This window comes from Catenulispora pinistramenti (genome assembly GCF_018274385.1).
Taxonomy (GTDB): Bacteria; Actinomycetota; Actinomycetes; order Streptomycetales; family Catenulisporaceae; genus Catenulispora; species Catenulispora pinistramenti.
On record NZ_JAAFYZ010000016.1, the window covers coordinates 16,596 to 38,795 of the forward strand.

Annotated in this window: 26 protein-coding genes and 2 pseudogenes; 12 read left to right on the forward strand and 16 right to left on the reverse strand. The window is 68.1% G+C overall.

Translation table 11 applies throughout. The features are described from left to right. Nucleotides 1-193: 193 nt before the first annotated feature. The 4 genes from KGQ19_RS07135 to KGQ19_RS07150 form a co-directional block, all read right to left on the reverse strand. On the reverse strand, nt 194-952 hold the full coding sequence (locus KGQ19_RS07135; protein ID WP_212008283.1) for a GAF and ANTAR domain-containing protein: 759 nt from the start codon (nt 950-952) through the stop codon (nt 194-196). A 329-nt stretch (nt 953-1,281) separates the two neighbouring features. After that, the gene (locus KGQ19_RS07140; RefSeq protein WP_212008284.1) at nt 1,282-2,190 is read right to left on the reverse strand and encodes an ANTAR domain-containing protein; all 909 of its coding nucleotides are present in this window, start codon (nt 2,188-2,190) and stop codon (nt 1,282-1,284) included. A 66-nt stretch (nt 2,191-2,256) separates the two neighbouring features. Next, on the reverse strand, nt 2,257-4,119 hold the full coding sequence (locus KGQ19_RS07145; RefSeq protein ID WP_212008285.1) for a CheR family methyltransferase: 1,863 nt from the start codon (nt 4,117-4,119) through the stop codon (nt 2,257-2,259). Continuing rightward, nucleotides 4,116-4,739, reverse strand: a complete 624-nt coding sequence (locus KGQ19_RS07150; protein ID WP_212008286.1) for a chemotaxis protein CheB — start codon at nt 4,737-4,739, stop codon at nt 4,116-4,118. The genes KGQ19_RS07145 and KGQ19_RS07150 overlap by 4 nt, the downstream gene beginning before the upstream one ends. Before the next feature lie 468 nt (nt 4,740-5,207). On the opposite strand from KGQ19_RS07150, the gene KGQ19_RS07155 reads away from it, so the two are divergent. Both KGQ19_RS07155 and KGQ19_RS07160 read left to right on the forward strand, forming a co-directional pair. Continuing rightward, nucleotides 5,208-5,678, forward strand: coding sequence for an STAS domain-containing protein (locus KGQ19_RS07155; protein WP_212008287.1), 471 nt, complete (start codon nt 5,208-5,210; stop codon nt 5,676-5,678). 316 nt (nt 5,679-5,994) lie between these two features. After that, entirely contained in the window at nt 5,995-7,635 is a 1,641-nt protein-coding gene (locus tag KGQ19_RS07160; RefSeq protein ID WP_230418309.1) for an AMP-binding protein, read from the forward strand. Nucleotides 7,636-7,658: 23 nt separating this feature from the next. On the opposite strand, the gene KGQ19_RS07165 is transcribed toward KGQ19_RS07160, so the two are convergent. Beyond that, the gene (locus KGQ19_RS07165) at nt 7,659-8,498 is read right to left on the reverse strand and encodes an SDR family oxidoreductase (protein WP_212008289.1); all 840 of its coding nucleotides are present in this window, start codon (nt 8,496-8,498) and stop codon (nt 7,659-7,661) included. Nucleotides 8,499-8,761: 263 nt separating this feature from the next. On the opposite strand from KGQ19_RS07165, the gene KGQ19_RS07170 reads away from it, so the two are divergent. Continuing rightward, nucleotides 8,762-8,932 carry a hypothetical protein gene (locus KGQ19_RS07170; RefSeq protein WP_212008290.1) on the forward strand — a complete coding sequence of 57 codons (171 nt, stop codon included), beginning with the start codon at nt 8,762-8,764 and terminating at the stop codon, nt 8,930-8,932. A 40-nt stretch (nt 8,933-8,972) separates the two neighbouring features. Here KGQ19_RS07170 and KGQ19_RS07175 read toward each other — a convergent pair whose 3' ends face one another. Together KGQ19_RS07175 and rpmG are read right to left on the reverse strand one after the other, a co-directional pair. After that, nucleotides 8,973-9,230, reverse strand: coding sequence for a type B 50S ribosomal protein L31 (locus tag KGQ19_RS07175; RefSeq protein ID WP_212008291.1), 258 nt, complete (start codon nt 9,228-9,230; stop codon nt 8,973-8,975). Nucleotides 9,231-9,241: 11 nt separating this feature from the next. Further along, nucleotides 9,242-9,406: a 50S ribosomal protein L33 gene (gene rpmG / locus KGQ19_RS07180; protein WP_212008292.1), complete on the reverse strand. Its 165-nt coding sequence runs from the start codon at nt 9,404-9,406 to the stop codon at nt 9,242-9,244. Between the two features lie 143 nt (nt 9,407-9,549). On the opposite strand from rpmG, the gene rpmB reads away from it, so the two are divergent. The 5 genes and pseudogenes from rpmB to KGQ19_RS52600 form a co-directional block, all read left to right on the forward strand. Further along, nucleotides 9,550-9,786 (forward strand): 50S ribosomal protein L28, encoded by a 237-nt coding sequence (gene rpmB, locus KGQ19_RS07185; RefSeq protein WP_212008293.1) that lies wholly within the window; start codon nt 9,550-9,552, stop codon nt 9,784-9,786. Next, complete coding sequence (gene rpsN, locus KGQ19_RS07190; protein WP_212008294.1) at nt 9,786-10,091, forward strand: 30S ribosomal protein S14; 306 nt, start codon at nt 9,786-9,788, stop codon at nt 10,089-10,091. Before rpmB ends, rpsN begins: the two co-directional genes overlap by 1 nt. Before the next feature lie 24 nt (nt 10,092-10,115). Beyond that, nucleotides 10,116-10,262 carry a hypothetical protein gene (locus KGQ19_RS07195; protein WP_212008295.1) on the forward strand — a complete coding sequence of 49 codons (147 nt, stop codon included), beginning with the start codon at nt 10,116-10,118 and terminating at the stop codon, nt 10,260-10,262. A gap of 21 nt (nt 10,263-10,283) precedes the next feature. After that, complete coding sequence (rpsR, locus tag KGQ19_RS07200; RefSeq protein WP_212008296.1) at nt 10,284-10,541, forward strand: 30S ribosomal protein S18; 258 nt, start codon at nt 10,284-10,286, stop codon at nt 10,539-10,541. Beyond that, a pseudogene (locus KGQ19_RS52600) lies at nt 10,538-10,651 on the forward strand (GTP-binding protein); the annotation flags it as partial. The gene rpsR and the pseudogene KGQ19_RS52600, both read left to right, overlap by 4 nt. Nucleotides 10,652-10,823: 172 nt before the next feature. Here KGQ19_RS52600 and KGQ19_RS07210 read toward each other — a convergent pair. Then, nucleotides 10,824-11,447 (reverse strand): CGNR zinc finger domain-containing protein, encoded by a 624-nt coding sequence (locus KGQ19_RS07210; RefSeq protein ID WP_212008297.1) that lies wholly within the window; start codon nt 11,445-11,447, stop codon nt 10,824-10,826. A gap of 51 nt (nt 11,448-11,498) precedes the next feature. Between KGQ19_RS07210 and KGQ19_RS07215 the strand changes: the two genes are divergently transcribed. The 3 genes from KGQ19_RS07215 to KGQ19_RS52605 all read left to right on the forward strand — a co-directional run bounded on the left by KGQ19_RS07215 (nt 11,499) and on the right by KGQ19_RS52605 (nt 15,199). After that, the gene (locus KGQ19_RS07215) at nt 11,499-12,932 is read left to right on the forward strand and encodes an MFS transporter (protein WP_212008298.1); all 1,434 of its coding nucleotides are present in this window, start codon (nt 11,499-11,501) and stop codon (nt 12,930-12,932) included. A 99-nt stretch (nt 12,933-13,031) separates the two neighbouring features. Next, nucleotides 13,032-14,153 carry an epoxide hydrolase family protein gene (locus KGQ19_RS07220; protein WP_212008299.1) on the forward strand — a complete coding sequence of 374 codons (1,122 nt, stop codon included), beginning with the start codon at nt 13,032-13,034 and terminating at the stop codon, nt 14,151-14,153. An 833-nt stretch (nt 14,154-14,986) separates the two neighbouring features. Next, entirely contained in the window at nt 14,987-15,199 is a 213-nt protein-coding gene (locus KGQ19_RS52605; RefSeq protein ID WP_368862068.1) for a DUF6289 family protein, read from the forward strand. A gap of 399 nt (nt 15,200-15,598) precedes the next feature. Here KGQ19_RS52605 and KGQ19_RS07225 read toward each other — a convergent pair whose 3' ends face one another. From KGQ19_RS07225 to KGQ19_RS07235, 3 genes are read right to left on the reverse strand one after another with little or no spacing between them, the layout of a single operon-like run. Next, a complete protein-coding gene (locus tag KGQ19_RS07225) occupies nt 15,599-16,036 on the reverse strand; it encodes a hypothetical protein (RefSeq protein WP_212008300.1) in 438 nt (145 codons plus the stop codon). A gap of 58 nt (nt 16,037-16,094) precedes the next feature. Next, the gene (locus KGQ19_RS07230; RefSeq protein WP_212008301.1) at nt 16,095-16,670 is read right to left on the reverse strand and encodes a DUF4240 domain-containing protein; all 576 of its coding nucleotides are present in this window, start codon (nt 16,668-16,670) and stop codon (nt 16,095-16,097) included. A 29-nt stretch (nt 16,671-16,699) separates the two neighbouring features. Continuing rightward, a complete protein-coding gene (locus tag KGQ19_RS07235; RefSeq protein ID WP_212008302.1) occupies nt 16,700-16,981 on the reverse strand; it encodes a hypothetical protein in 282 nt (93 codons plus the stop codon). Nucleotides 16,982-17,153: 172 nt separating this feature from the next. On the opposite strand from KGQ19_RS07235, the gene KGQ19_RS07240 reads away from it, so the two are divergent. Then, the gene (locus KGQ19_RS07240; protein ID WP_212008303.1) at nt 17,154-17,573 is read left to right on the forward strand and encodes a hypothetical protein; all 420 of its coding nucleotides are present in this window, start codon (nt 17,154-17,156) and stop codon (nt 17,571-17,573) included. A gap of 18 nt (nt 17,574-17,591) precedes the next feature. On the opposite strand, the pseudogene KGQ19_RS53375 reads toward KGQ19_RS07240, so the two are convergent. The 5 genes and pseudogenes from KGQ19_RS53375 to KGQ19_RS07260 all read right to left on the reverse strand — a co-directional run. Continuing rightward, nucleotides 17,592-17,852, reverse strand: a pseudogene (locus KGQ19_RS53375) (hypothetical protein); the annotation flags it as partial. 53 nt (nt 17,853-17,905) lie between these two features. Then, nucleotides 17,906-18,397, reverse strand: coding sequence for a hypothetical protein (locus tag KGQ19_RS07245; protein WP_212008304.1), 492 nt, complete (start codon nt 18,395-18,397; stop codon nt 17,906-17,908). Next, the gene (locus KGQ19_RS07250; RefSeq protein ID WP_212008305.1) at nt 18,397-18,867 is read right to left on the reverse strand and encodes a hypothetical protein; all 471 of its coding nucleotides are present in this window, start codon (nt 18,865-18,867) and stop codon (nt 18,397-18,399) included. The genes KGQ19_RS07245 and KGQ19_RS07250 overlap by 1 nt, the downstream gene beginning before the upstream one ends. Continuing rightward, on the reverse strand, nt 18,854-21,364 hold the full coding sequence (locus KGQ19_RS07255; protein ID WP_212008306.1) for a tyrosine-type recombinase/integrase: 2,511 nt from the start codon (nt 21,362-21,364) through the stop codon (nt 18,854-18,856). Before KGQ19_RS07255 ends, KGQ19_RS07250 begins: the two co-directional genes overlap by 14 nt. Beyond that, on the reverse strand, nt 21,364-22,134 hold the full coding sequence (locus tag KGQ19_RS07260; protein ID WP_212008307.1) for a tyrosine-type recombinase/integrase: 771 nt from the start codon (nt 22,132-22,134) through the stop codon (nt 21,364-21,366). The genes KGQ19_RS07255 and KGQ19_RS07260 overlap by 1 nt, the downstream gene beginning before the upstream one ends. Nucleotides 22,135-22,200 lie beyond the last annotated feature (66 nt).

Below are 22,200 nucleotides of genomic sequence, written 5' to 3' on the forward strand. Positions count from 1 at the left end.
GACCAGATGCCCGCGCCGGGTCGACGGGTACGCGCGTCGTCCCCGATGACGCCTCAGCGCGGCGCCGAGTCGCTGAGGCACGACCGGCTCGCGGTCCCGGCCGGTGTCAGCCCTCGACGGGCAAGGCGGCCTGGTTCGGCCACGCCCGTCCTGCCCTGATCGCGGCGGTCGCCGCCGCACCCACGGGAGGCAGTCAGGTGTGACCGGGCCCGGACGCTGCCAGCCCGGACAAGTCGATGGCCCCGGTGACGACGCCGGTGGCGACCTCGGTGAGTCTGGTGCTGGTGCCGCGCGCGTGGCCGCGCAGCACCGAGAAGGCCTGTTCCATGGTGATCTGGTGGCGCTCGGCGAGCACGCCCTTGGCCTGCTCGATCAGGACCCGGGTGTCCAGCGCGGTCTGCAGCTGCCCGGCCAGCAGATCACGCCGGGCGGCGGCGCGGGCGGACAGGATGCCGATGGTGGCGATGTCGGCCATCGCCTGCGCGGTGGCCTGTCCGGCCTCGTCGAGGGTGCGGTCGGCGGTGAACAGGTTCAGCGCGCCGATCGTGTTCTCGCGCAGCCGCATCGGCAGTGCGTGCACCGCGGTGAAGCCGTGCTCGGCGGCGGCCGCGGCGAAGTCCGGCCACCGGTCGGCCTCCGCCGCCAGATCGCCGCTGCGCACCGGCTGCCCGGTGGCGAAGGCGTCCAGGCAGGGTCCCTGGTCGATCTGCAGCTGGAACTGCTCCAACCGCCGGGCCCGCTCGGTGGAGGCCGCGACCAGCCGCAGGTGGTCCGTCTGGTCGGTGAGCAGGATCCCGGCGGCGTCGACGGCCAGGACCTGGACGCAGCGCAGGGTGAGGGTGTGCAGGAATTCGGCGAGGTCGAAGTCGGCGAGCAGGGTGTCGGCCAGCTCGACGAACACCGGGGCCAGCAGCTGTTCGCCGGCCGTCGTGGCCTCGAGTGGTTCGCGCATCGCTTCAACTCCAATTCGCCGTTCCGGCGCAAGGGGAACTCCGGTCATGGGGTGAGGGCTGCGAACGGTCGGCCCGGCCGGGCCCGCCGGCTTCAGATCCGGTGAGTACGGATACGCCGATCGACTCGCGGTGCCTCACCGGCAGCACACGAGTGCAACAGTATCCTGATTCGCCACGTTCTGTGCCAGGCGCGGCCGTAGCCGGACACCTCGGCCGCCGACCGTGTGCGGCGTCCCGCCCCGGGGCGGGGCGGATGTCCGGTCGGCGGCGGGGCGAAAGGCGACAGCCCTTCAGGGAACACGGTGGCCCGAGCCGGGGAAAGCAGTCCTCAGCTCAGGCGCAGCGTGCGCGCGACGATGTCGGCCGCGACCTCGTCCACCGGCCGGTTCTCGGCGAAGGCGTGCGCCCTGATCAGGGCGAGGGCGTCGGCGGTGCCGCAGCGGCACTGCACGGACACCATGCCGGCGGCCTGGTTCACCACGGCCCACAGGTCGGCCTGGCCCACCAGCGACGGACAGCGTGTGAACTCCTCGTAGGCGCCGCTGAGCGGCGGCGGTTCCAGCGAGGCGACCAGCGTCTCGGCGGTCGCCTCGAACGCCTCCAGGTCTGGGCCCTCAGCGTCCGGACCGTCGGCCATGGGCGGGTCGAAGACGGTCAGCGCTCCGAGCGTCTGCCCGGCCATGGCGACCGGGACGGCCGCGACCGCGCCGATGCCCAACCGCTCCACGGCGGGCCCGTATATCGGCCACGTGGCCGCTATCTCCGTTCCGGCCGCGATGACCGGTCTGTGGAGCCGCACGGTCTCCCGGGCCGGCCCCTGGCCGAAGGTGAACTCCAGGTGCTGGGCGGTCCGGCTCGCCGGGTTCGAAGCCGCCGTGAGCACCTCGGTCTGGTCGGTGCCGAACAGCGTGAACGCGGCGCCGGACGCGCCGAGTGTCTCGCAGGCCGCCGCCATGAGATCGGAGGGGGCCTGCGGGTCCTGGGATCCCTCGGCCCAGCGGCGCAGCCGGTCGGCGTGGGCGGTGTGGATCCGGGCCGCGGTCCGGTGCTGCTGCTCGGCCTGCCGGTGCATGACCGCCATCCGCGCGTGCAGCGCCCGCATACCCTCGGCGGCCGTGAGCATCTGTGTCTCGTGCCGGGCGGCGATCTCGGCGGCGCGAACGGCTCGCCGGTGCTCGACCTCCGCGCGCTGCACCGCCTCGTCGAGTTCCCGGCCGGATTCGGGCGGCAGGGGCATGTTCGCAGGATACGCCGACACAGGCGGTGACCAAAGCCAAAACCGACAAGAAGCGCATCCGCCGCATCAGCCGCGGCCGGTGTCCTCCATCAGCAGGACGATGCCGCCGCCGTCCATGGGGGAACAGGCGATCGAGCACACGATGGTGCGGCCGATGCGGTTGACGGCGGTGACGTCCGCCGGCCCGGACCGGGCCCCGGTCCGCTGGCAGTCCGCGACGACTTTGCGCACCTGCTCGGTCGGCAGACCGAAGTCCAAGGCGAAGAACGGCTGCAGATGGACTTCACGGGAGCGCAGGCCCCACAGGTCTTCCGCGCCCCGGTTCCAGCTGTGCACCCGCAGGTCCGCGTCCAGCACCACCACGCCGGCGGCGATGCTGGACAGCACGCCTTCCAGGAAGCTGCGGGCCTCGTCCAGTTCCCCGGACCGGATCCGCATCTCCTCGTTCATCGTCTCCAGTTCCTCGTTGCCGGACTGGAGCTCCTCGTTGGTGGTCTCCAGCTCCTCGTTCGTGGACTGGAGCTCCTCATTCGTGGTCTCCAGTTCCTCGATGCTGGACTGGAGCTCCTCATTCGTGGTCTCCAGCTCCTCGTTCGTGGACTGAAGCGCGTCGTAGGCCGCCTCCAGCTCGCCCCGGGTGCGGGTGAGCTCGTTGTGCAGCTTCGTGGCGACCGTGGTGTCCAGGAACGTCAGCGCGACGCCCACCGGCTCGCCGTCGGCGGCGGACATCGGCTGGATGACGATGTCCAGGAACTGGATCTCGCCGTCGTGCAGCTGCCGTTCGGCGGCCGGGACCCGGACCGCGTGCCGCTCGGTCTCGGCCTGTTCGATCAGCGAGCGCAACTCGATCGGCCGGTAGGAGATCTCCAGGTCCCGGAACGGCCGGTTCAGGTCGTAGGTGGTCAGACCGAACTGGGCCCGGGCGGCGGCGTTGATCAGGACGATCGCCCCGTCGGGGTCGACGGCGATGGTCGCGCTCGGCGACGTCTCCAAGGTCAGGTCCCGCAGCTGCCGTTTACGGCTGGCCTCCCGGACCTCGGTGCCGGTGGTGGCGTCCATCTTCAGCGGTGCCGGGTGGTAGGGGGTCGCGGCGTCGCCCGGGCGGCGCCGGAAGATCCGCTGCCGCATGTTGGCGACCTCGAAGCGTTCGCCGTCGGACAGCAGCATCTCGGCCTTGCCCAGGAACAGGTGGCCGCCTTCGCGCAGGGCGAAGTGGAACCGGTCGATGATCTGCGACTGGGCCTCGGCGTTGAAGTACATCAGGGTGTTGCGGCAGACCAGCAGGTCCAGGCGGGAGATCGGGGCGTCCCGGGTGATGTCGTGCCGGCCGAAGATGACCCGGCGGCGCAGATCGGCGCGGAACGCGAACTGCGCGCCGTTGGGCTCGAAGTACTTGTCCCGCAGCTCCGGGGCCAGCGGCTCCAGCGCCTTGGCCGTGTACAGGCCGCTGCGCGCCTCGCGCAGGGCCTCCTCGTCCACGTCGGTACCGTAGAGCTTGACCCGCCTGACGCACTCCTCGACGCCGAGGACCTCGGCGAACAGGATCGCCAGGGAGTACGGTTCCTGGCCGCTGGAGCACCCGGCGCTCCACACCCGGATGTCCTCGTCCGCCCCGCGCGCCGCGACCAGCTCGGGAAGGATCTCTCGTTGCAGGTGCGCCCAGCCCTCGGGGTCCCGGAAGAAGCTGGTGACGTTGATCAGGATCGTGTTGAACAGCGCCCGGAACTCCTCGGCGTCGGCTTCCAGCCGGTCCTGGTAGTCGGCGTAGTCGGCGATGCGGGCGTCGGCCATCCGCTTGCGGATCCGGCGGGCCAGGGTCGAGCGCTTGTAGCCGGTGAAGTCGAACCCGCGCGCATCGCGGATGAAGACCAGCAGCTCCTCCAGGTCGCCGCCGGGCTCCGGGCCGGACGGGACACCTTTCCCGGTCACCGGTCCGCCGGCTCGACCAGGCCGCGCACGACCGCGGCGATCTCCTCCAGCGGGAGCACGAAGTCGACCACGCCGGAGCCGACGGCCGCCTGCGGCATGCCCTTGAACTCAGCCGACTCCGGATCCTCGGCGATCACGGTGCCGCCGCGGGACTTGACCGCGGTCACCCCCATCGAGCCGTCCTTGCCGGTCCCGGTCAGCACACAGGCGATCGCCCGCGCACCGTAGGCGCCGGCCACCGACTCGAACAGCAGGTCCGCGGACGGACGCACGAAATGGACCAGCTCGCTGTCCGACAACGACAACAAGCCCGCCGCGCCGACCAGCAGATGCCGGTTGGGCGGCGCGACGTAGACGGTGCCGGGACGGGCCAGTTCGCCGGCTTCGGCGAGCTTGACCGGCAGCTGCGTGCTGCGCCCCAGCACGTGGGCGATCACGGTCTCGTGCCTGGGGTCCAGGTGCTGCACCACCAGTACCGGGACCGGGAACCCGACCGGCAGCGCGCCGAGCAGTGCCCCCAGCGCGGTGATACCGCCGGCCGAAGCCGCCACCGCGACCACCGCGTACCGCTCGTCCGAACCTTCGGGCCGCGGCACGTCCGGCGCCTCGTCGCCGTTCACCGGCAGGCACCTCTCAGCCGCGGCGCACGTCCAGGCCTGGCCCGTCGGCCGCCCGCCGCGCGCGAATCTCCAAGCCGGGCGGTCGAAGTCGTGGACACGATCTCGAGGTTAGCGGACCGGCCCGGTAGATCGTGCGAGCCGCCGGGCCCGGCCCGGTCGCCCCGGCCAGGTCACCCCGGCCAGATCGAGGCTGCCGCGCAGGCCGCCGCCGAGGCGGCCGCGGCACATGCGGGCCCGCACTTGAGCCGGGACCGGCCGCCCAGATGATCGAAGCCGGGACGATGGTCGCGGCCGAGGATTCCGACCGGTCTCGCGCCTGTCCGCATTCTGGACACCAAGGGTGGCGTTTCCCCGCCTGCTCCTGATCTCATTCCCGCCCGCTCTAGCCTGGCGGTGAGCCCGGTGATCCGGGCCGGTTTCCCCAGACCCCGGAGACGCAAGGCCGCCCGCAAGTCTCTGGAGCCTGCCGTGTCCGATCCCGGAACCTCCACCCCGCAGAATCAGCCCCCGCACTTATCCGGAACCGGCAGCTCGCCGCCGGATCTGTTGCGGATCGGGGTCCACAGACACGCCGCGGGGTGGGTCGTCGTCCTCATCGGTGAGTTGGACGTCGCGACGGCTCCCCTGCTGATTGACCGCCTGGCCCGGTCGGACGGTACGGTCCGGTCACATCTGGTCGCCGACCTGTCCGGGCTCGGCTTCTGCGACTGTGCCGGGCTCGGGGCGCTGGTCGGAATCCACCGTCGCGCCTTTGAACGGGGCGGCTGGCTACGGCTGTCCACGCCCACGGCCAGGATGCGCAGACTACTGCAGACAGCCGGGCTGTCGCAGGTACTGCAGTGCTATCCAGGCATCGATGAGGCGTTCGCCGAATCGTCGGACCCGCACCGGACAACCAGCGTAGCCGGCGGCACAGGCGGGACGGCCGGGGCCCCGTGAGGTGAGCGATTCGGACGCGGGCCGCCTGCGCGTGGGGCAGACCGGCGTCCTGGACATGGTCAACCTGATCGGCGCATACCTCGCGACCTCGGCCCTGCTCAACGCTTTCCAGGTGCCCGCGCCACCCCCGGCCGAGCCCGGCTGGAGACATTCCACGAGATCCCAGATCGAGAACGGCCGGAGTCGGACCTTCAGCTGTCGATCTCGGCGCCGTTTAGCTCAACATTGTGTCACCGCTTTTGGATGCCGGTTCATCGCAGCCATTACCCTTTCTTCGAGTGATCAGTTCATCATGATCCGTGATTGCGAGGTCCTTATGCTCCCCTCCTGGGAATCGTTCGCGCCGTCGCCGGAGGTGGGGCGTCGTTACCGCGATCAGGGCTGGTGGCGCGATACGACGTTCTCTGACGATCTTCGGAAATCCGCCGCCGAAAGGCCGGATGACACCGCGCTCTTGACGTGGCGTCACCGCGACGGCCGACTTGTCCCACTGTCATTCCGCGAGTTCGACGATCGTGCGGACGCGGTTGCCGCGGCCCTATGGGAGCTAGGGGTGCGCCGCGGGGACGTCGTGGCCCACCAACTGCCCACCTGGTGGGAGGCCGCGGTCCTGATGATCGCCTGTCTGCGGGCCGGGGCGGTCGTGGCGCCCGTGCCGACCGTGTTCGGATCGCTGGTCACGGAGCGCACACTGGCCGCCGTCGGCGCCGTCGCCTGCGTCGTGCCCGACGAGTGGGACGGTATCCCGTACGCACGTCAACTCCTGGAGCAGGCGCCCCGGCTGCCGTCTCTGCGCCATCGCATCGTCATCGGCGACGCTGCCGCCACGGACGCGCTCAGCCTCGACGACGCGTTCCACGGCCGCACCACCGAGCGGCCCCGGGACCTCGAACCCCTTGCCCCCGACGACGCTTATGCGCTCATGATGACCTCCGGCACCACCGGCGAGGCCCAACTCGTTGTCCACAGCGCCAACACGCTCTACGGCGTGCCGCTGCCCGCGCCCCAAGACACCGTGCAGCTTCGTGCGATCACCACCGGCCTGTCCTTCATCGCAGCGTTCCGCAGGGTCGTCCACACCACCGCTCCGTCGGTGGGTGTGACGTTCCTCAGCGACAGCCAGGACCCGGGATGCTGGCTCGACCTGATCGAGCTGAACAAGGTAAACGACCTGTGGACCACGCCCCGGATGCTCCGCGAACTCACCGAGGAACAACGGCGCCGGGCCCGGGACGTGAAGAGCCTGCAGACCGTCAGCAGCTTCGGCGGCCCGCTCCCCCAGGTGGTCCTCACGGCGGTGCTGGAGGAGTTGTGCCCCGTCGTGAGAAACGTCTGGGGCATGACCGAGTGTGGCAGCGTACTGACCACCGGGCCGGACGATCCGCCGGCCCACGCCGCCCGAAGTCTCGGGCGGACCATACCGGGCAGAGAAGTCCGGCCCCAGCCGGCCGGACGAACGCCCCACGGCGACGTCTTCCGACTCCACGTGCGCGGGCCCGCGGTCTGCCTGGCGACCGTCGGCCGCGACAGCGGACAGATCCGCTGGTCTCCGAACGAGGACGACGGCTGGCTGGACAGCGGAGACCTGGCGACGTCCGACGGAATGGGCGGGCTCCGCTTCGTCAGCCGGGCGGCCGAACGCATCGGTGACACCTGGCAGATCCCGGTGGCCGACGTCGAGGACGCCTTGCTGACCCACCCCGGCATCGAGGACGCGGTACTCGTGCCATGGCGGCACCCCGACGGCCGGGAAACCCCCTGCGCCGCGCTGGTCTCCTCCTCCAGGCCAGGCCTGGACGAGGTACGCGACCACCTGGAGCGGCTCGGCTTCCACCAGTCCTGCCTGCCCACCCGGATCGAGCATGTCACCGATTTCCCCCGCACCGAACTGGGCAAAGTCCGCCGCAAGGTCCTGCTCGACCAACTCACAGGCCGCGCGACAGAGCCCGCCGGCTGAGGTGGCTGCGACGCCTCTGCCGCTCAGCGGAAACTGTCGATATTCGCCGCGAGCCAGGTTGCGAACGATCGGGGACGGCTACCCGTCAGATTCTCGACGGCCGGCAGAACCCTTTGCTCCTCCGGCTTAGGACTTCCGGTCATCGCAAGGAAGTAGTCCAGCCGATCCGGACTCATACCCTTACTAAGATTCTCGCGCGCCTGGGCGGCCGATATTTCTACATACCGAATTTCGCGTCCCAGCATATCCGAGATCTCTTTGACCATCTCTCTCGGAGTGATGCAGTCCGAACCGGTTATCTCGATACGTTCACCCTGAAACCGATCTTCAATGAGGCACAATTTCACCACCGCCGCAATATCATGCGGATCGATTATCGGCACTCTGATGTCACCGAACGGGTGCCCGACGACCCCTTCCCTCACCATGTCTCGCCACCGCAGGGCGTTAGACGCGAACTGCCCCGGGTGCACACTGACGAGATTCGGAAACACTGAACGAAACTCGTCCATGACGTCTCGGAGGAAATTGGCAAACACAAGCTCACGGCGAGTGAGGACACACGAAGAAGACAACAGCACCGCTCGCTCGACCAGGCTTCGACCAAGGACGCCAGCGACCCTCCTGGCGGTTTCGATATCATTCAAGAATACCGAGTTGACAAAAACCGCATCGACACCCTCCAGGGCCGCCTCCAGGGCCCCTTCATTCGTCGGATCCCCGATGAAATTCTCGACATCATCGGGAAGATCGACAATGAGCGGCCGCCTGCTCATCGCACGCACAGTGCGACCTTCCGCCCCCAACTGTTTCATCACATCGAGCCCGACGCCGCCCGATGCCCCTGTGACCAGAATAGTCATCGCGCCACTCTCCGCCCTCACAAAACGCGCCCTGATGATGCGGGGGCCGACTCTATCTCACAGAAACCCAGGGTCAGGCTATGACGTTTATCACCCATCACAATGGCGCGATACCGGGCAAAGCGTTAGCGCTGCGCCTTGCCCTCGCAGCCAAATTGTGGGCACCTGATCCTGCCGCCATATTCATTGAGTAGTCATCTCAACATCATGAGTTGAGCCCTAGGGTCACGAAGTTGTCATCCTGATGGGCGCGGGTTCCTCTGATGCGCCACCCGAGACCGACCAGGTGCAAGGACCGCTGGCGCTCCCGAGAGGCGCCCGCCGGGGACTTCATGGGCCGGATCTGGACCTTCCCCCGCAACGCTCCCCACCAGGTGGAGATCACCGCCGACCCGGACTACCCGTGGCCCCGGGTGGACGACGGGCCGAGCTGAGCCGGAGCTCAGGCTTGCGAGCCGGGCGTTCGATCATCCCTCATTCAGTCCTGTCCGGCCGTTGGTAGCGCCGGTTGAACCGCTCGACGCGGCCGGCGGTGTCCACGACGCGGCTGTTGCCGGTGTAGAAGGGGTGGCTGGCCGAGGAGACCTCGACGTCGATGACCGGGTAGGTCTCACCGTCCTCCCACTCGATGGTGTGCGAGCTGGTGGCAGTGGATCGGGTGAGGAAGGCATAGTTCGCGGCCTGGTCGCGGAAGACGACGGGCCGGTAGTCGGGGTGGATGCCGGGCTTCATGCGGGTACCTCCTAGCGCTCTTCGCGGAACTCGACGTGGCGGCGGATGACGGGGTCGTACTTGCGCAGGACCAGGCGGTCGGGGTTGTTCCGCCGGTTCTTGCGGGTCACGTAGGTGTAGCCGGTGCCGGCGGTGGAGCGGAGCTTGATGACGGGGCGCAGTTCGTTGCGGGCCATGGGTGCGGGTGTCTCCTGAGGGTGATCGTCACGGTGACCGGGTGGCGTTGCCGGCCAGCTTATTAGCAACAGTTTTCATTTTCATCTAGAGTGGCACCCGGAAGCAACCCGACGAGCAACCAGACCCCCGGAAAGGACCCTCCGTGTCCGCACACTGCATGGTCACCGGCCGCAAGCCGACGTTCGGCAACCAGATCTCGCACTCGCACCGGCGCACCAGCCGCCGGTTCGACCCCAACATCCAGACCAAGCGCTACTGGCTGGCGAGCGAGAACCGGCACGTGAAGCTGAAGCTGTCCGCCAAGGGCATCAAGACCGTCGACAAGCAGGGCATTGAGAAGGTCGTCGCCCGGCTGCGCGCCGAGGGGGTGCGCATCTGATGGCGAAGGCATCGAAGATCGCCAAGAACGACCAGCGGCGCGCCGTGGTGGCCCGGTACGCCGAGCGCCGCACCGAACTCAAAAGCCTGATCGCCTCCCCGCACACCCCGGCCGAGCAGCGCGCCGCAGCCGTGCAGGAACTACAGCGCCAGCCGCGCGACGCCAGCGCCACCCGGGTGCGCAACCGCGACTCGGTGGACGGCCGGCCGCGCGGCTACGTAGGCGCCTTCGGCCTGTCCCGGATCAACCTGCGGACACATGCCCACGCCGGGCACCTGCCCGGCGTCCACAAGTCCAGCTGGTAATCGAGGCCTGGGAAAGGAATCACCGTGTCTGTCGCGAGTCTGCTGCCCGTGGTGATCGTGACCGGCCTGCACCGCGACCTGCTGCTCACCGCCGACGAAGTCGCCGCCGGCGAGCCCGCCTGGGGAGGACTGCCCGACGCCTTCGAAGAACTCCTCGACCCCGTCGCCTGAACACCACAAGGAAGAACCCTGATGCCCCGCTACACCGCCGCCGACCGCGGCAAGCCGCGCAGGAAGAAGCGCCCCGACAAGGCGCTGGCCGCCCGACTGGAACACGTCGACTACAAGGACACTGATCTGCTGCGCATGTTCATCTCCGATCGCGGCAAGATCCGCAGCCGGCGGGTGACCGGCCTGAGCGTCCGGCAGCAGCACGCGATCGCGCGCGCGGTGAAAAACGCCCGCGAAATGGCGCTGCTGCCCTACGCCTCCAAGGGCAGCGGCCGATGACCATCGGGACCGCGCCGCTGCCGCTGCCGGTGACGGTGCTGTCCGGATTCCTGGGCGCGGGCAAGACCACGCTGTTTAACCACCTGCTGACCAACCGCCCTGGTCCGCGACAGCGTCCAGGCGCCCCGCGCCAGAACGCGAGTTGTCGGCACCCTCAGGACGTAACTCATAGCAGCGTCCCGCGCGCATCAACGCCCACAGTATGTTCATTCGTCGGCGGGCCTCCGATCACCGGCTAGGAGGGAACCCCGGAGCCGACCTGACAGAGCCACGTGCCGACATTCAACGCGGGCTGCGCCGGCTCCGGTAGGCCGCGACGCTGGCCCGGTGCGCGCAGGTTCGGGTGCAGTACTGCTTCGAGCCGTTGCGTGAGAGGTCCGCGAAAGTGGCCCGGCAGGCCGGCCCGGCACATACGCCGAGACGAGACGGACCGAGCGTGGCGATCACGGAGGCCAGCGCGCTGAGCGTGGTCGCGGCAAGGTGCGTCGAGCAGCGGTCGGTGTCGGAGGTGACCTCGGTCCACCAGCGGTCGTGATCGTGGCGCAGCTCCGGGGTGGCGCGACTGCTCCGCAGACCGCCGTTGATCAGGGCCGCAGCTCCGACCGCGTCGGTGCTCGCTTGCTCGAGCACGGCACGAACCGTCTCACGCAACGCGCGAACCTCCACCAGGTCGGCGCCGGTGAGAGGCTGCCGCACACCGGCCCATCGGTCTGCGGCCGAGCTCGCAGGCTCAGCCGGTCCAGCCGGTCCAGCCGATCCAGCCGATCCAGCCGGGAAATGCTCATCGAGGAAGTCCCGGAGCTGCTCCACGGTCTCGAGCGCGTCCTCTCCCTTGATCGGCCTCAAGGTGTTGGCAAGATCGACGGCCGTCTGGACCGCCGAGGGGTCGTTACACGCATTGAGCATTTGACGTGTCTCCTCGCTGACTCCTAGTGTGACACCCATAGAGCAAGTCACATGTCACAGCATACCGGGGAGGAGATGCCGATGCTGCAGACGATCCCGTCTGGAACGACGCTCAGCGGCGGATCGAACGCCCCGAACGGGCGCCGGCTGGGGCTGGCCCTGGGAATGCTCGTGCTGCCACAGTACGTAGCACTGGGAGCGCCGTCGGTGGCGCTGCCGACCATCGGCCGCGCGCTCGCGGTGCCGTTCGGGGCCACCGCCTGGATCCTTGCCGCCTGGTCGCTGACCTCCGCGCTCGCGATGCCGGTCGCGGGCCGGCTGATAGCGCGGTGGAGCCCCTTCCGAGTACTCGTCGCCGGGGTCGTAGTACTCGCCGCGGGCTCGGCGCTCGCGGGAGCCGGCCCGACGCTGCCAGTCGTCATCGTCGGTCGACTGATCGGCGGCGCCGGGGCGGGTGCGACCGTGATCGCTGTCTTCGCCGAGGTCACCGCCCTTCCCGGGAGAGAACGGACCCGCGCACTGGGAATCATCGCAGCCGCCAGCGCGACGGCATCGGCGTGCGGGACCCTGGTGGGCGGGGCGGTCACCACCTGGCTGGGGTGGCGTGCCGTGCTCGCGCTCCCGGTCCTCACCCTGCCCCTCCTGCTGGTCGCATCGGCAGGTAGGCGCACGTTCACCCGGATCGGTAGCGGTGAGCAGGACGGCGCGGCCGGGCGATTCGACTTCGTCGGCGCGGCCGTGCTGTCGGTATTCGCCGGCTCGTTGATCACGTTGCTGCAGGCACACTCGGTCGGCCTGCCCGCTCCGGTCACGCTCGTCGTGGCTGCCGCCGGCGCGCTCGCCGTCGTGGGACTGTGGTGGCTGGTGCGACGCAGGCCGGACGGGTTCGTGCCGCTGCGGGTGATCGCGGCCCGCGGCTTCGTGTCGGCCGGGCTCGTCGGCGGGACGGTCTTCGCCGGCTACTACGGGGTGCTGTTCCTCGCTCCGTCCCTGATCGAGCAGGCCACAGGCGGCGGCGCCTTGGAAGCCGGCGCGCTCCTGGTCCCGGCCGCCGCCTGCTCGGTGCTGGCCGGGCGGCTGGTCGGAGCCTTGACCGCCCGCTTCACCGGCTGGCAGGTGTCGGCCGGGCTCGCGGCACTCACCGCCGTCGGCGTGCTCGTGGTCGCGATCTTCAATGGGCCGATCCCCGTCGTGGTCGGCGCGGCGCTGACCGTGTGTGGGTTCGCCGGCGCCCAGGCCACGCTGGTGGGCCTCGCACCGGAACTGGTCGCCACGCGCGACCGCGACACCGCACAAGGCCTGCTCAACTTCATGATCTTCCTGGGCGGCGGAATCGGCCCGGCAGCCGTCGCGGGCCTGTCCGGCATCGTGTCGGCGCCGGCGGCCCTCGGCCTGCTCGCGGCACTCCCCCTGGCCGGACTCGTCCTCAGCCTGACCCGGCGCCCCGGCGCCGGCCCCGACGACACGCGTGGCAGACAGCGATGACGGTCCACATGTGGGAGCCGGCCGACGGCTTTACCCTGCCCTACATCTGATCCGATCACGTCCTACCGACACGTCCTACCGAGGAAGAGAGCCCCCGCTATGGTCGCCGAGCCATTTGAGGTCAGCATCACCGAAGCTGAGATCGCGGATCTCCGTGAACGGCTGCGACGGACCCGGTGGCCCGAGCCCGAGCCGGTGGACGACTGGTCGCAGGGGTTGCCCCTGGCTTATGCGCAGGAGCTTTGCCGCAGCTGGGCCGAGGACTACGACTTCGGGTTCGCCGAGCGCCTGAACGCCTTCCCGCAGTACCGCGACACAATCGACGGGCTGGGCATCCACTTCCTGCACGTCCGCTCACCGGAGCCGGACGCGTTCCCGCTGGTGCTCACGCACGGGTGGCCCGGGTCAGTGCTCGAATTCTTGGACGTCCTCGGCCCGCTGACCGACCCGCGCGCACACGGCGGCAACCCGGCGGACGCATTCCACGTGGTCGTGCCATCGTTGCCCGGCTACGGCTGGAGCGACAAGCCGTCGACGACCGGGTGGGGCGTCAACCGTATCGCGCGCGCCTGGGACACATTGATGGTCTCGCTCGGTTACGAGCGCTACGGCGCGCAGGGCGGTGACTGGGGATCGGCGGTGTCCGGCGCACTGGGCGAGGTGGCGCCCGACCGGGTCGCCGCCGTGCACCTGAACCTGGGCTCCGTAGCAGCGGGCACGTTCGACGACCCGACGCCCGCGGAGCTGGCGAACCTCGAGGCTGAGAAGGAGTTCCAACGCACCGGCCGGGGGTACTCAGGGCAGCAGGCAACCCGGCCGCAGACACTCGGCTACGGCCTCACCGACTCCCCGGCAGGCCAAGCCGCCTGGATAGCCGAGAAGTTCTGGGCCTGGACGGACAACAACGGCCGCCCCGAGGACGCGGTGTCACGACAAAAGATCCTCGACGAGATCTCGGTCTACTGGTTCACCGCGTCGGCCACGTCGTCAGCACGCCTGTACTGGGAGAGCTTCGCCAACTTCCGGGACAAGGTCACCGCACCGTCCGGCCTGTCGGTCTACCCCCGCGACATAACCCGCCCATCACGGCGAGAGGCCCAACTGCGGTTCACCGACCTGCACTGGTTCGAGGAACTACCGCGAGGTGGCCACTTCGCCGCACTGGAGCAGCCGGAGTCGCTGGTCGAACAGGTACGCGGATTCTTCCGACTCTTCCGCTGACTGATCGTGCACAAAGGATCAGGCGGTTCCGGTACAGGTGCCCTCGACCGTATCTATCCAACCGCTGCCCGACGGGAGAGACGAGATGATGACCACGTTGGTACACCCGGTGTACTTCTTGTTGAGCGCGGCTTCGGCGTTGATGTAGGCAAACAGAGTGTCTGTCCCCCAGGCCGTGGCTGTGGCCGTGAACGTGGCAGGTGCGGCTGCGGATGCCGCAGGTTCGGTTACGGACGCGGACGCGGACGCAGACGCCGTACCGCTCGTCAAGCCGACCGACAGGACACCAGCTGCCGCCAATATCAATGGGCGCATTCGCATGCTTTTCTCCATTCACCGCTTGAAGCCGACCAGTTCGTCCAAGCGCCGAGTTACCTCCCTAGGATCGTCAGAAAGCCGCTCGCCGAAACAACTTCTGGCGGAAACAAGCGATCGCGACGCATCGCCACGAAGGCGATAGGAACGCCAATCGGAAGCGCACCATCACCGAACGACTCATCAACCGGCTCAAGCAATAGCAAGGCATCGCCACCCGCGATGACAAAAGCGCGACCATAAACCTGGCAGCCCCACGCCCTCGCCGCAGCTAGAAACGGACGGCGGCCGGCAGACTCCCGCGGCCCGCTTCTAGTAGGCGTTCTGGACGAAGTTCTTCACGGTGGCCTGGATGACGCCGCCGCGTACGCCCGGGACAGATCGCGGGCGCCCTTGGACAAAACCAGGTATAGCAGTACTCTGACGATCGCCCTCGCCGCCCACCCTGTTGCTCTGAGCTGGAGGCAGCCTTGATCCGTCGTCTCACCGTCGCCGCACTCCTGGGTAGCTCCATCGCTGTGCTTTCGACCGCCCCAGCTAATGCCGCGCCCGTCTGTAAAGCCGACTACGCCTGCACGGTCACCTTCTACTCAAACGGCACCCACACCACCGTAATCGGACAGGTATACACCGACTGCGAGGGCCAACGTTCATCGTGGGGCTCCATGAGCGGCTACGAGGTGGTCACGCAATCCGAGTGCAGCGAACCGTCGACGCGCAGCACCCCGTAGCAATAGGCGTTCTGTGCGAAGTTCTTCACTGCCCTGGATGACGCCGCCGCCGTCGGTAGCGTTGGCGATTCCTACCTTCCATCCGCCGAGCAGTTCGGTGCGGGCCACGTCCCGCTCCAACTCGTAGAACCGGGTGTCGTCCAACGACGGGTAGTCAGCGAGGGACGGTTCGAGCGCGGTGACCGCCTCAAGCGTTGGAGCGTCCGAGCCAGCCTTATCCCTTGGCCTCCTGGAGTCGGTCGATAAGGTTGGCGTGGATCTCCTCCAGACGCGGCATCCGAGCTGGGCCAGCTCGAAGAAGTGGACATCTGACACAGGCTTCTCTGAACTAGATGATCCATTCCAAGGGATGCCTGCGAGGGTGTGGGGTGGGCGGCGGCCGAAGCCATCGCGAGACGGTCAGGCGGCGGGCTGCCGGCCCTGGTTATGAGGTGGCTGCGGGCGGTCAGGCGTGTCGGGGTCGACTTCGGGGTGCGTGAACCGCACGGGCTTGCCCAGCGACCGGGCGTAGGCGATTTCGGCTCGGGTGCTGTCTCCGATGTAGTCGCCGACTACGAGCGCCTCATCAGCGAGCCGGATCTTCGCCCGGTGCAGATCGTCGAGTCGAACCTTCAGCGCCTCGGCCTCGACAGGATCGGACCAGAGTTCGTGCGGCGACTTCATGTCACAGCCCGGTTTGACGACAATCTTTCCGGCTTTCGTCTCCCGCAGATCGGCCTCGTTCATCTCGGTCATGAAGCGGGTGGAGCCGCAGATCACGACGATATGCGGGAGGCTCAACAGCTTCTTCGCGTCGGCGAGCTCCTCCTCGGGGGTGGGCTGTTGCGGGTATGACACTGGTTTCTCCTAGTGGGTCCAAGGGGCGCCTGCGGAGACAAACACGAGGGTGTCCAAGTTAGGGCTTGAAGAGACGCGCAAGGTTGGACAGCCGCGCGTGCATCTCGGCGTTGTCGTCGAAGTCGAAGCCTTCGCCCATGTCGCTCGGTCCGCGCTCGGGCTGAGAGCCGAGGAACTGGTCGTAGTCGTCGTAGAAGGAGCAGTGGTCCTCGTCGCCGTTGATCCGCTCGTAGGCGTAGGAGGCGGCGTAGTTGACCGGCTCGTTGAAGAGGGCCTCGACGAGGCCGTCGGCCGCGGCCACGATGACGTCCGGGTGGTTGGCGAGAGCGTCGGGTGAGGCGGCGGCTCGCTCGTACCAATCCTGGCCCTGGGCGATCAGGCCGGCGCGGAAGTCCATAAAGGCATCGTCGGAGCAGCCGCCACCGATCAGGTAGGCGGCAGCCCACATGTCCCACCGATAGACCGCCGAGTGGAGTTGCTCGAAAATCTGCCGGAACTCGAAGATCGTCTGGTTGGAGGTGGCGGCGAGCCGGTCGACCAGGACTGATGCGAAGGCGTCATATCGATCGTTCGCTGTCGCATCGGCGTCCGATCGCGCGCCGTCGATCAGACTCCAGAAGTCGGTGGTGTTCACGGTCGCACTCTCTCATCCGGCGCAGACGCCTATGCGTTGGGTGTGGTTCGCGGCATGCCGAGTTCGACGATCATCGCGTGGCGGGTGGTTGAAGTGTCGAGTTGGGCCAGTTTGTCTTCGGTGCCATCCAGGCTGACCTGCAGTCCTTCGATCTCGCCGAGCCAGCCTTCGTGTTCAGCCTCGGCAATGCGGGCGATCAGGTTGTCGCGGATCTCCTCCAGGCGGTCGCGGTGGTGCGGATCCGACCTGAGGAGTGAACATCTGACACGTGCTTCTCTGAACTTCGATTGCAGGGCATGAGTCGAGAACATCCGACTGCGCGTTTGCGAAGATCCCGTGGTCGTCGCAGGGCCCCTGCTGGATTGGTGAGCCCTCGCCGGTAGCGTTCGACCATGGATTGCGGGTTGGGTCGTCGTGAATGAGCGGGAGATCGAACGGCAGGCTCGGACGAGGCGGTGGTGGGGCTGCGGGTGTTTGACGGCCTTGCTGACCGTGTTGGCCCTGCCTTTCGGACTTCTCGCCATGAGGGATCTCGGCGGGGCGCGGACTGTGACGCCGTCGTTTGCCGGGCTCGTAGGAACCTGGCGGAGCAAGGACGGTGCGACCCTCGCGCTCTCCGCCGACGGCATGTTCGTGGCCACGAACATGCCGGCTGGAAGCAATCAGCCGGACCAGGCGTTCCCTGGGACGACTGACTTGCTGGATCTACCTCGGGGCAGTGGGACCTGGTCCGTCAGGCAAGAGAAGGAAAACACCGCTGGCGGCATCGACCTGTGGACGGCCGCGGGCGAGACGGTTCTTGAGACGAAGGGCAACCCTGAGCATCCGACCCTGTTTGCGTTCATCGGCGACCCGGACGACGCCAACGAATACGTATTCGTCAAGCAGGCCGCGAGCGGGTAGTCGGCGCAGACGGGCATGTCACAGATCCTTCGCACAGGCCGGGTTCGGCACGACGATTGGCATGCCGAGCTGGACGACAGTCGTACTTCTTGTGACGAGCGCGTCGAGCTGGTCAAGCTTGTCCTCGGCTCCTGCCAGGCTGACGCGGAGCCCTTCGACTTCGCCGAGCCAGCCTTCGCGTTCCGCCTCGGCGATGCGGGCGATGAGGTTGTCGCGGATGTCCTTGAGCCGGCCTTGTTGGGCCGGGGCCGGCCTGAGGAGCGAACATCTGACACATGCTTCTCTGAACTACGAGGTTGATCATGCCGGAGCGGGTCGCAGGCTCGACCGCCTCACATGTGACCGATCTTCAACGCCCGTGCTCGCCCTCCCTGGTTCTCCGGACGGATTCGGTCAGCCAGGCACTGCCGGTGAGAGATGACGGTGTGGCTTCCCGGGCCATCGGTGCTGCGCGAGTCGAGGACGAGGGCGTCTCCGCCGGGGCTGACCGTGATCGGTTCGCCGCAGAAGTCGCAGCGCCACGACAGCGACTCCAGGTCGTCAGGCCGTATGCTGAGCCGCACCGGGACGGGAGAATGCCATCGATGGATCTGCTCGATCACCGCTTCGAGTTGCGAACCGATTGCGGGGAACAGCGCGAGTAGCTCGTCGTGACTGCTCGTGGTCCGGGAGAACTGCTCGATCATGTCGATGGAAGCCGACAGGCCGGCGTTTTCGTAGCCGGCGATCTCGACGAGCACGCCCCATGGGTGGTGGCTCAGGACTGTGGCCTGCACCTTCTGACCGGGCATGAGCGCCAGACTTGCTGTCTCGAACCGTTCCATCAACAATCCTCTTCGTTTGTGTTCGCTGCGGCGGAGCCGATCGCCGCGCTCAGAGTCCGCAGCGCGTCGTCGTATTGGTGGCGGTCGAACCGGAACGGGCCGAATGCCGTGTAGTCGCGGGTCTTGCGGTGTGGTTGCTCGAAGGAGTCCCAGGTCACGAGTTCGGCCGTGACGGTGATGCTGGTCATCAGCGGCCAGCACCCCCACTCACCGCACTCGCAGCCGAGCACGGGCGTCTTCGGGCCCATGGCGCCGGTGGACCGTCCGTGGAAGTGGTCCTCGATCGGGCCGAACCGGAAGAACTGGGGGATGAGGCCGCCGTAGGCGTTGCCTGCGGGCTTCATCCCGAAGTCGGTCTCGAACTTGTCGATCAGCTCGGTGAGCGGTGTCGCGTCGATGCGGGGGACGATCTCGAACACGTCGCGCTCACCGTGCTGCTGGTAGTCGAACCGGATCTCATTGCTGCCCACCCTCTGATCTTCCCAGAGCAGCGCTTCTCTCCACCTCTTGGTTCCGAGCCGCGGCTGGGCGCGGCATGCCGAGGTCGATGGCGGTGCTGCGGGATGCGCGGTCGAGCTGCGCAAGCTTGTCCTCGGCGCCGGCAAGGCTGACGCGGAGTCCTTCGACTTCGCCGAGCCAGCCTTCTCGTTCGGCCTCGGCGATGCGGGCAATGAGGTTGTCGCGGATCTCCTCGAGTCGGCCGCGCTGGGCCGGGTCCGGCCGGAGGAGCGAGCAACGAACACAAGCGTGTTCATGAACACAAGGGCTTGAAAAGGCACGAGCGCAAGTGCCGATGGAGACTTTGCGCTTCTCGAAGTGTGCGAGGAACGCGTCCCATTCCTCCTCGGTGGGAGTCCGGTACTCTTCACTGGGCCGGGTGGCCCGGCGGCGGGTGATGAACGCGCGGTGCGCCTCGATGGCCTCGGTCGTGTAGATCGCCTTGTAGCCCATCGTTGTATCAAGGCTCTTATGCCCACAGATCACTTGGGCGATGTGCGGCGGCAGGCCGTTCATGATGGCGTCGGTCACGAAGATCCTGCGGAAGTCGTGCGGTGAGAAGATGAGCGGCTCGCCGGCGGTATCGGTCAGTCCGGTGACGGCCAGCGTGTTGATCAGGAGCTTGCGCAGCGCAGTGGGGGTGAAGGCGCGGTGTTCGGTGCCGATGTCCCGCTGGAACAGCAGCGGCATCGGCGGGTTCCACACCCGTTCGTGGCAGTCGTAGGAGGTCACCAGCGGAATCGCGCCGCTGGGTCCGCGCAGGCGACGGATGATGGCGGACAAGATGTCCGCCAGTTCGGGGCTTACCAGCAGGAGCCGTTCGCTGTCGGTCTTGGATGGGGCGACTTGCAGCAGGGGCACGACTTCACCTGAAGTCGGGAGCCGGTATTCGGTGATGCTGTGGTGGGTCAGCTCCAGCAGTTCCTCGTTGCGGATGCCAGTCAGGCGCAGAACCTCGATCGCGGCGAAAGCCCAGAAGGCCTCGGTCTCCTCGTAAGTGAGGTTCCGGCGGCGGCCGGTCGAGGTTTCCTCGGCCCAGATCAGGTGCCCGGCGGCCTTGGGCGCGACGGCTCTGCGCAGCGCTCCATCGGTGTCCGGGATCAGCTCCCCGGGCCGAGTGCGCTCAGCGGCGGCCAGCAGTTCGGCCGCGGCGCGGCGCCTGCGGTCGACGGTGCTCGTCAGCACCGGCAGGACGGGGAGCCGCTCGCGGGTGCGCTGGTCCATCCGGGCCTTGCGGTGTTTGCGATCCTTGGCCTTGCTGATCTCCTCGTCGCTGATCGGGCAGGGCACGACCCACGGTGCCCAGCGGGCCGGCTCCTCGGCCGCCCAGTGAGCAAGGTCGAGATAGAAGGCGCGAACGCGGATAAGCTCATCCTTCATGTTCAGTCTCGGGCTGGTGACCTCGACGACGGTGCCGTCCTGGCCGGCTGTGGAACGCTTCTTCGTGGCGATGTCGGCCTTCCAGGCCCGGGCCAGCGCCGGAGACAGCCGCAGGGTGTCGATGCCCGGCGAGAGCGCTTCGACCCGGGTCCAGAACAGCCCGGCCAGGGTTCGGGACACCGAGTCCAGGCTGGTGTAGTCCAGCGACGGCTGCCGCTCGCGCAGGTAGTCCACGATCAGGTCGCGAACCATGCGGCTGCGGATCGGGTAGCGGTCCACGAGCTCTTCGATACTCAGCCGTCCGGCGGCCAGCCCGAAAGCGCGGATCATTGCAGGGGCGTCCTCGGGGAAGATGCCCAGCGCCCGCAGCCGCAAGTAGAAGTCGACTTTGCGTTGCCCTCCGCGGACGTGGACCCGGCGCAGGGTGTCGACCAGTTCCACGCAGTCGCCGACGGTGACGTCCGCGATCAGCCCGCCTTTGCAGGCGAGCAGCATCGCGATCCGCGTCGCGGCGATGGTGGCCTCGCCTCGTGCACTGGTCGGTCCCGACTCGGCCAGCTGTGTCAGCCTCGCGAACCCTTCGGGGTCACGGGCCTCGGCCATGGTCGGGGCCAGGTGCTTGTGGGTGCGGGTGAGCATCCAGGCCAGGTCGGGACGGATGACGTCGCCGCAGACGAGCATCAGCAGCCCGGAGGTCAGGTCAGTGCGCTCATACGACGGCGCCAGCCCGCTTTGACGTAGGAAACGCTGCGGGAGGTCTGTCCAGCCCGCACCCGGGATCTGCTCGGCGCCGCTAGCCTTCCATCGCTGCTGCCAGGTGTCGCCGGGCAGGCTGGACAGCCAGCGCAGCAGTTTGGCGACCCCCCGCCGTCGCCCGGCCCTGGTGGCGTTGGCCGCCGGCAAGAACGGCAGCGCCGTCAGCCGGTGCAGCACCTCCTCCGCCGACCCTGCGGTTGCAGGCCACCACTCCTCGACGGTCCGAGGCGGGAACCGCTCCCGCAGTACGTTGTTGCGCGCTCTGGCCTGCTCGGCGGTCGTGTTCGCGGTCTGCAGCGGCCGACGTGTCGAGTGCTTCGTACTGATGGTCATCACCACCGCCCGAACAGCACATTCAGGGCGTCCGGATCGTAGCCCGGTGCCGGAGGCGGCGGCACAGGTGCGGCATACACGTCGGCCTGACGGGCGTGGTGGGCCAGCACCTCGGCGACGACTTCGTCCTGGCGCGGCGCGAGGTAGACCTCGGTCGTGGTCAAATGCGCGTGCCCGAGGATACGGGCGGCGGCGCTGTGGCGAAGGTCGTGAAGCGTCCAGTCCGCACCGAACGCGGCGTTCACCCGCTCGAACATGCGGTGGGCGCCGTGGTAGGTCAGCGGTCGGATGGGCCGCCGCAGCGTCCACCACACCGGCTGCGTCCGGCCTCGCGGCACCAGACCGTGCAGCTCGGCCTGGTAGAGCCGCAGCCACACGAACGCGTCCGCCGAGGCCGGAACCTGCTGCCGCGCCCGGGAGCCCTTCCGCACGACGCTGATCAACTGCTGGCCGGGATCGACGTCGCACTGGCGCAGACCGATCAGCTCCGAGGCCCGGACTCCGCTGGAGATCCAGAACGCGATCAGTGCCCGGTCACGGTTCGACGGCAGTGCCGCGAACAGCGTGTTGAACCACTCGTCCGGGATTGCGCGTGGGATCCGGCGCGGAACCGTGGGCCGATAGCGGCCAGTCCGCTCCGGCGCCCAGGCGTCCATCGGGTTGTGGTGCGCGTGCGCCCGGCCGGAGCGTCGGGCCAGGTCCAGCGGGAACGGGTTGAGCAGTGGCCCGGTTCCGGCGTCGCGGTGTAGGTCGTAGAACCGGCGCAGCATATTAGTTACGTGGAATCAGACCGGGTAGGCGATCATGTCTGCTCGGTACGACCACGAACTGTGGAG

Bases quoted from the DNA above. Each gene is read 5' to 3' on its own strand.
- KGQ19_RS07135 (WP_212008283.1), bottom strand. From the start codon at position 952: ATGCGCGAACCACTCGAGGCCACGACGGCCGGCGAACAGCTGCTGGCC.
- KGQ19_RS07140 (WP_212008284.1), bottom strand. From the start codon at position 2,190: ATGCCCCTGCCGCCCGAATCCGGCCGGGAACTCGACGAGGCGGTGCAG.
- KGQ19_RS07160 (WP_230418309.1), top strand. From the start codon at position 5,995: ATGCTCCCCTCCTGGGAATCGTTCGCGCCGTCGCCGGAGGTGGGGCGT.
- KGQ19_RS07165 (WP_212008289.1), bottom strand. From the start codon at position 8,498: ATGACTATTCTGGTCACAGGGGCATCGGGCGGCGTCGGGCTCGATGTG.
- KGQ19_RS07170 (WP_212008290.1), top strand. From the start codon at position 8,762: ATGCGCCACCCGAGACCGACCAGGTGCAAGGACCGCTGGCGCTCCCGA.
- KGQ19_RS07175 (WP_212008291.1), bottom strand. From the start codon at position 9,230: ATGAAGCCCGGCATCCACCCCGACTACCGGCCCGTCGTCTTCCGCGAC.
- rpmG (WP_212008292.1), bottom strand. From the start codon at position 9,406: ATGGCCCGCAACGAACTGCGCCCCGTCATCAAGCTCCGCTCCACCGCC.
- rpsN (WP_212008294.1), top strand. From the start codon at position 9,786: ATGGCGAAGGCATCGAAGATCGCCAAGAACGACCAGCGGCGCGCCGTG.
- rpsR (WP_212008296.1), top strand. From the start codon at position 10,284: ATGCCCCGCTACACCGCCGCCGACCGCGGCAAGCCGCGCAGGAAGAAG.
- KGQ19_RS07210 (WP_212008297.1), bottom strand. From the start codon at position 11,447: ATGCTCAATGCGTGTAACGACCCCTCGGCGGTCCAGACGGCCGTCGAT.
- KGQ19_RS07215 (WP_212008298.1), top strand. From the start codon at position 11,499: ATGTCACAGCATACCGGGGAGGAGATGCCGATGCTGCAGACGATCCCG.
- KGQ19_RS07220 (WP_212008299.1), top strand. From the start codon at position 13,032: ATGGTCGCCGAGCCATTTGAGGTCAGCATCACCGAAGCTGAGATCGCG.
- KGQ19_RS07235 (WP_212008302.1), bottom strand. From the start codon at position 16,981: ATGTTCTCGACTCATGCCCTGCAATCGAAGTTCAGAGAAGCACGTGTC.
- KGQ19_RS07245 (WP_212008304.1), bottom strand. From the start codon at position 18,397: ATGGAACGGTTCGAGACAGCAAGTCTGGCGCTCATGCCCGGTCAGAAG.
- KGQ19_RS07255 (WP_212008306.1), bottom strand. From the start codon at position 21,364: ATGACCATCAGTACGAAGCACTCGACACGTCGGCCGCTGCAGACCGCG.
- KGQ19_RS07260 (WP_212008307.1), bottom strand. From the start codon at position 22,134: ATGCTGCGCCGGTTCTACGACCTACACCGCGACGCCGGAACCGGGCCA.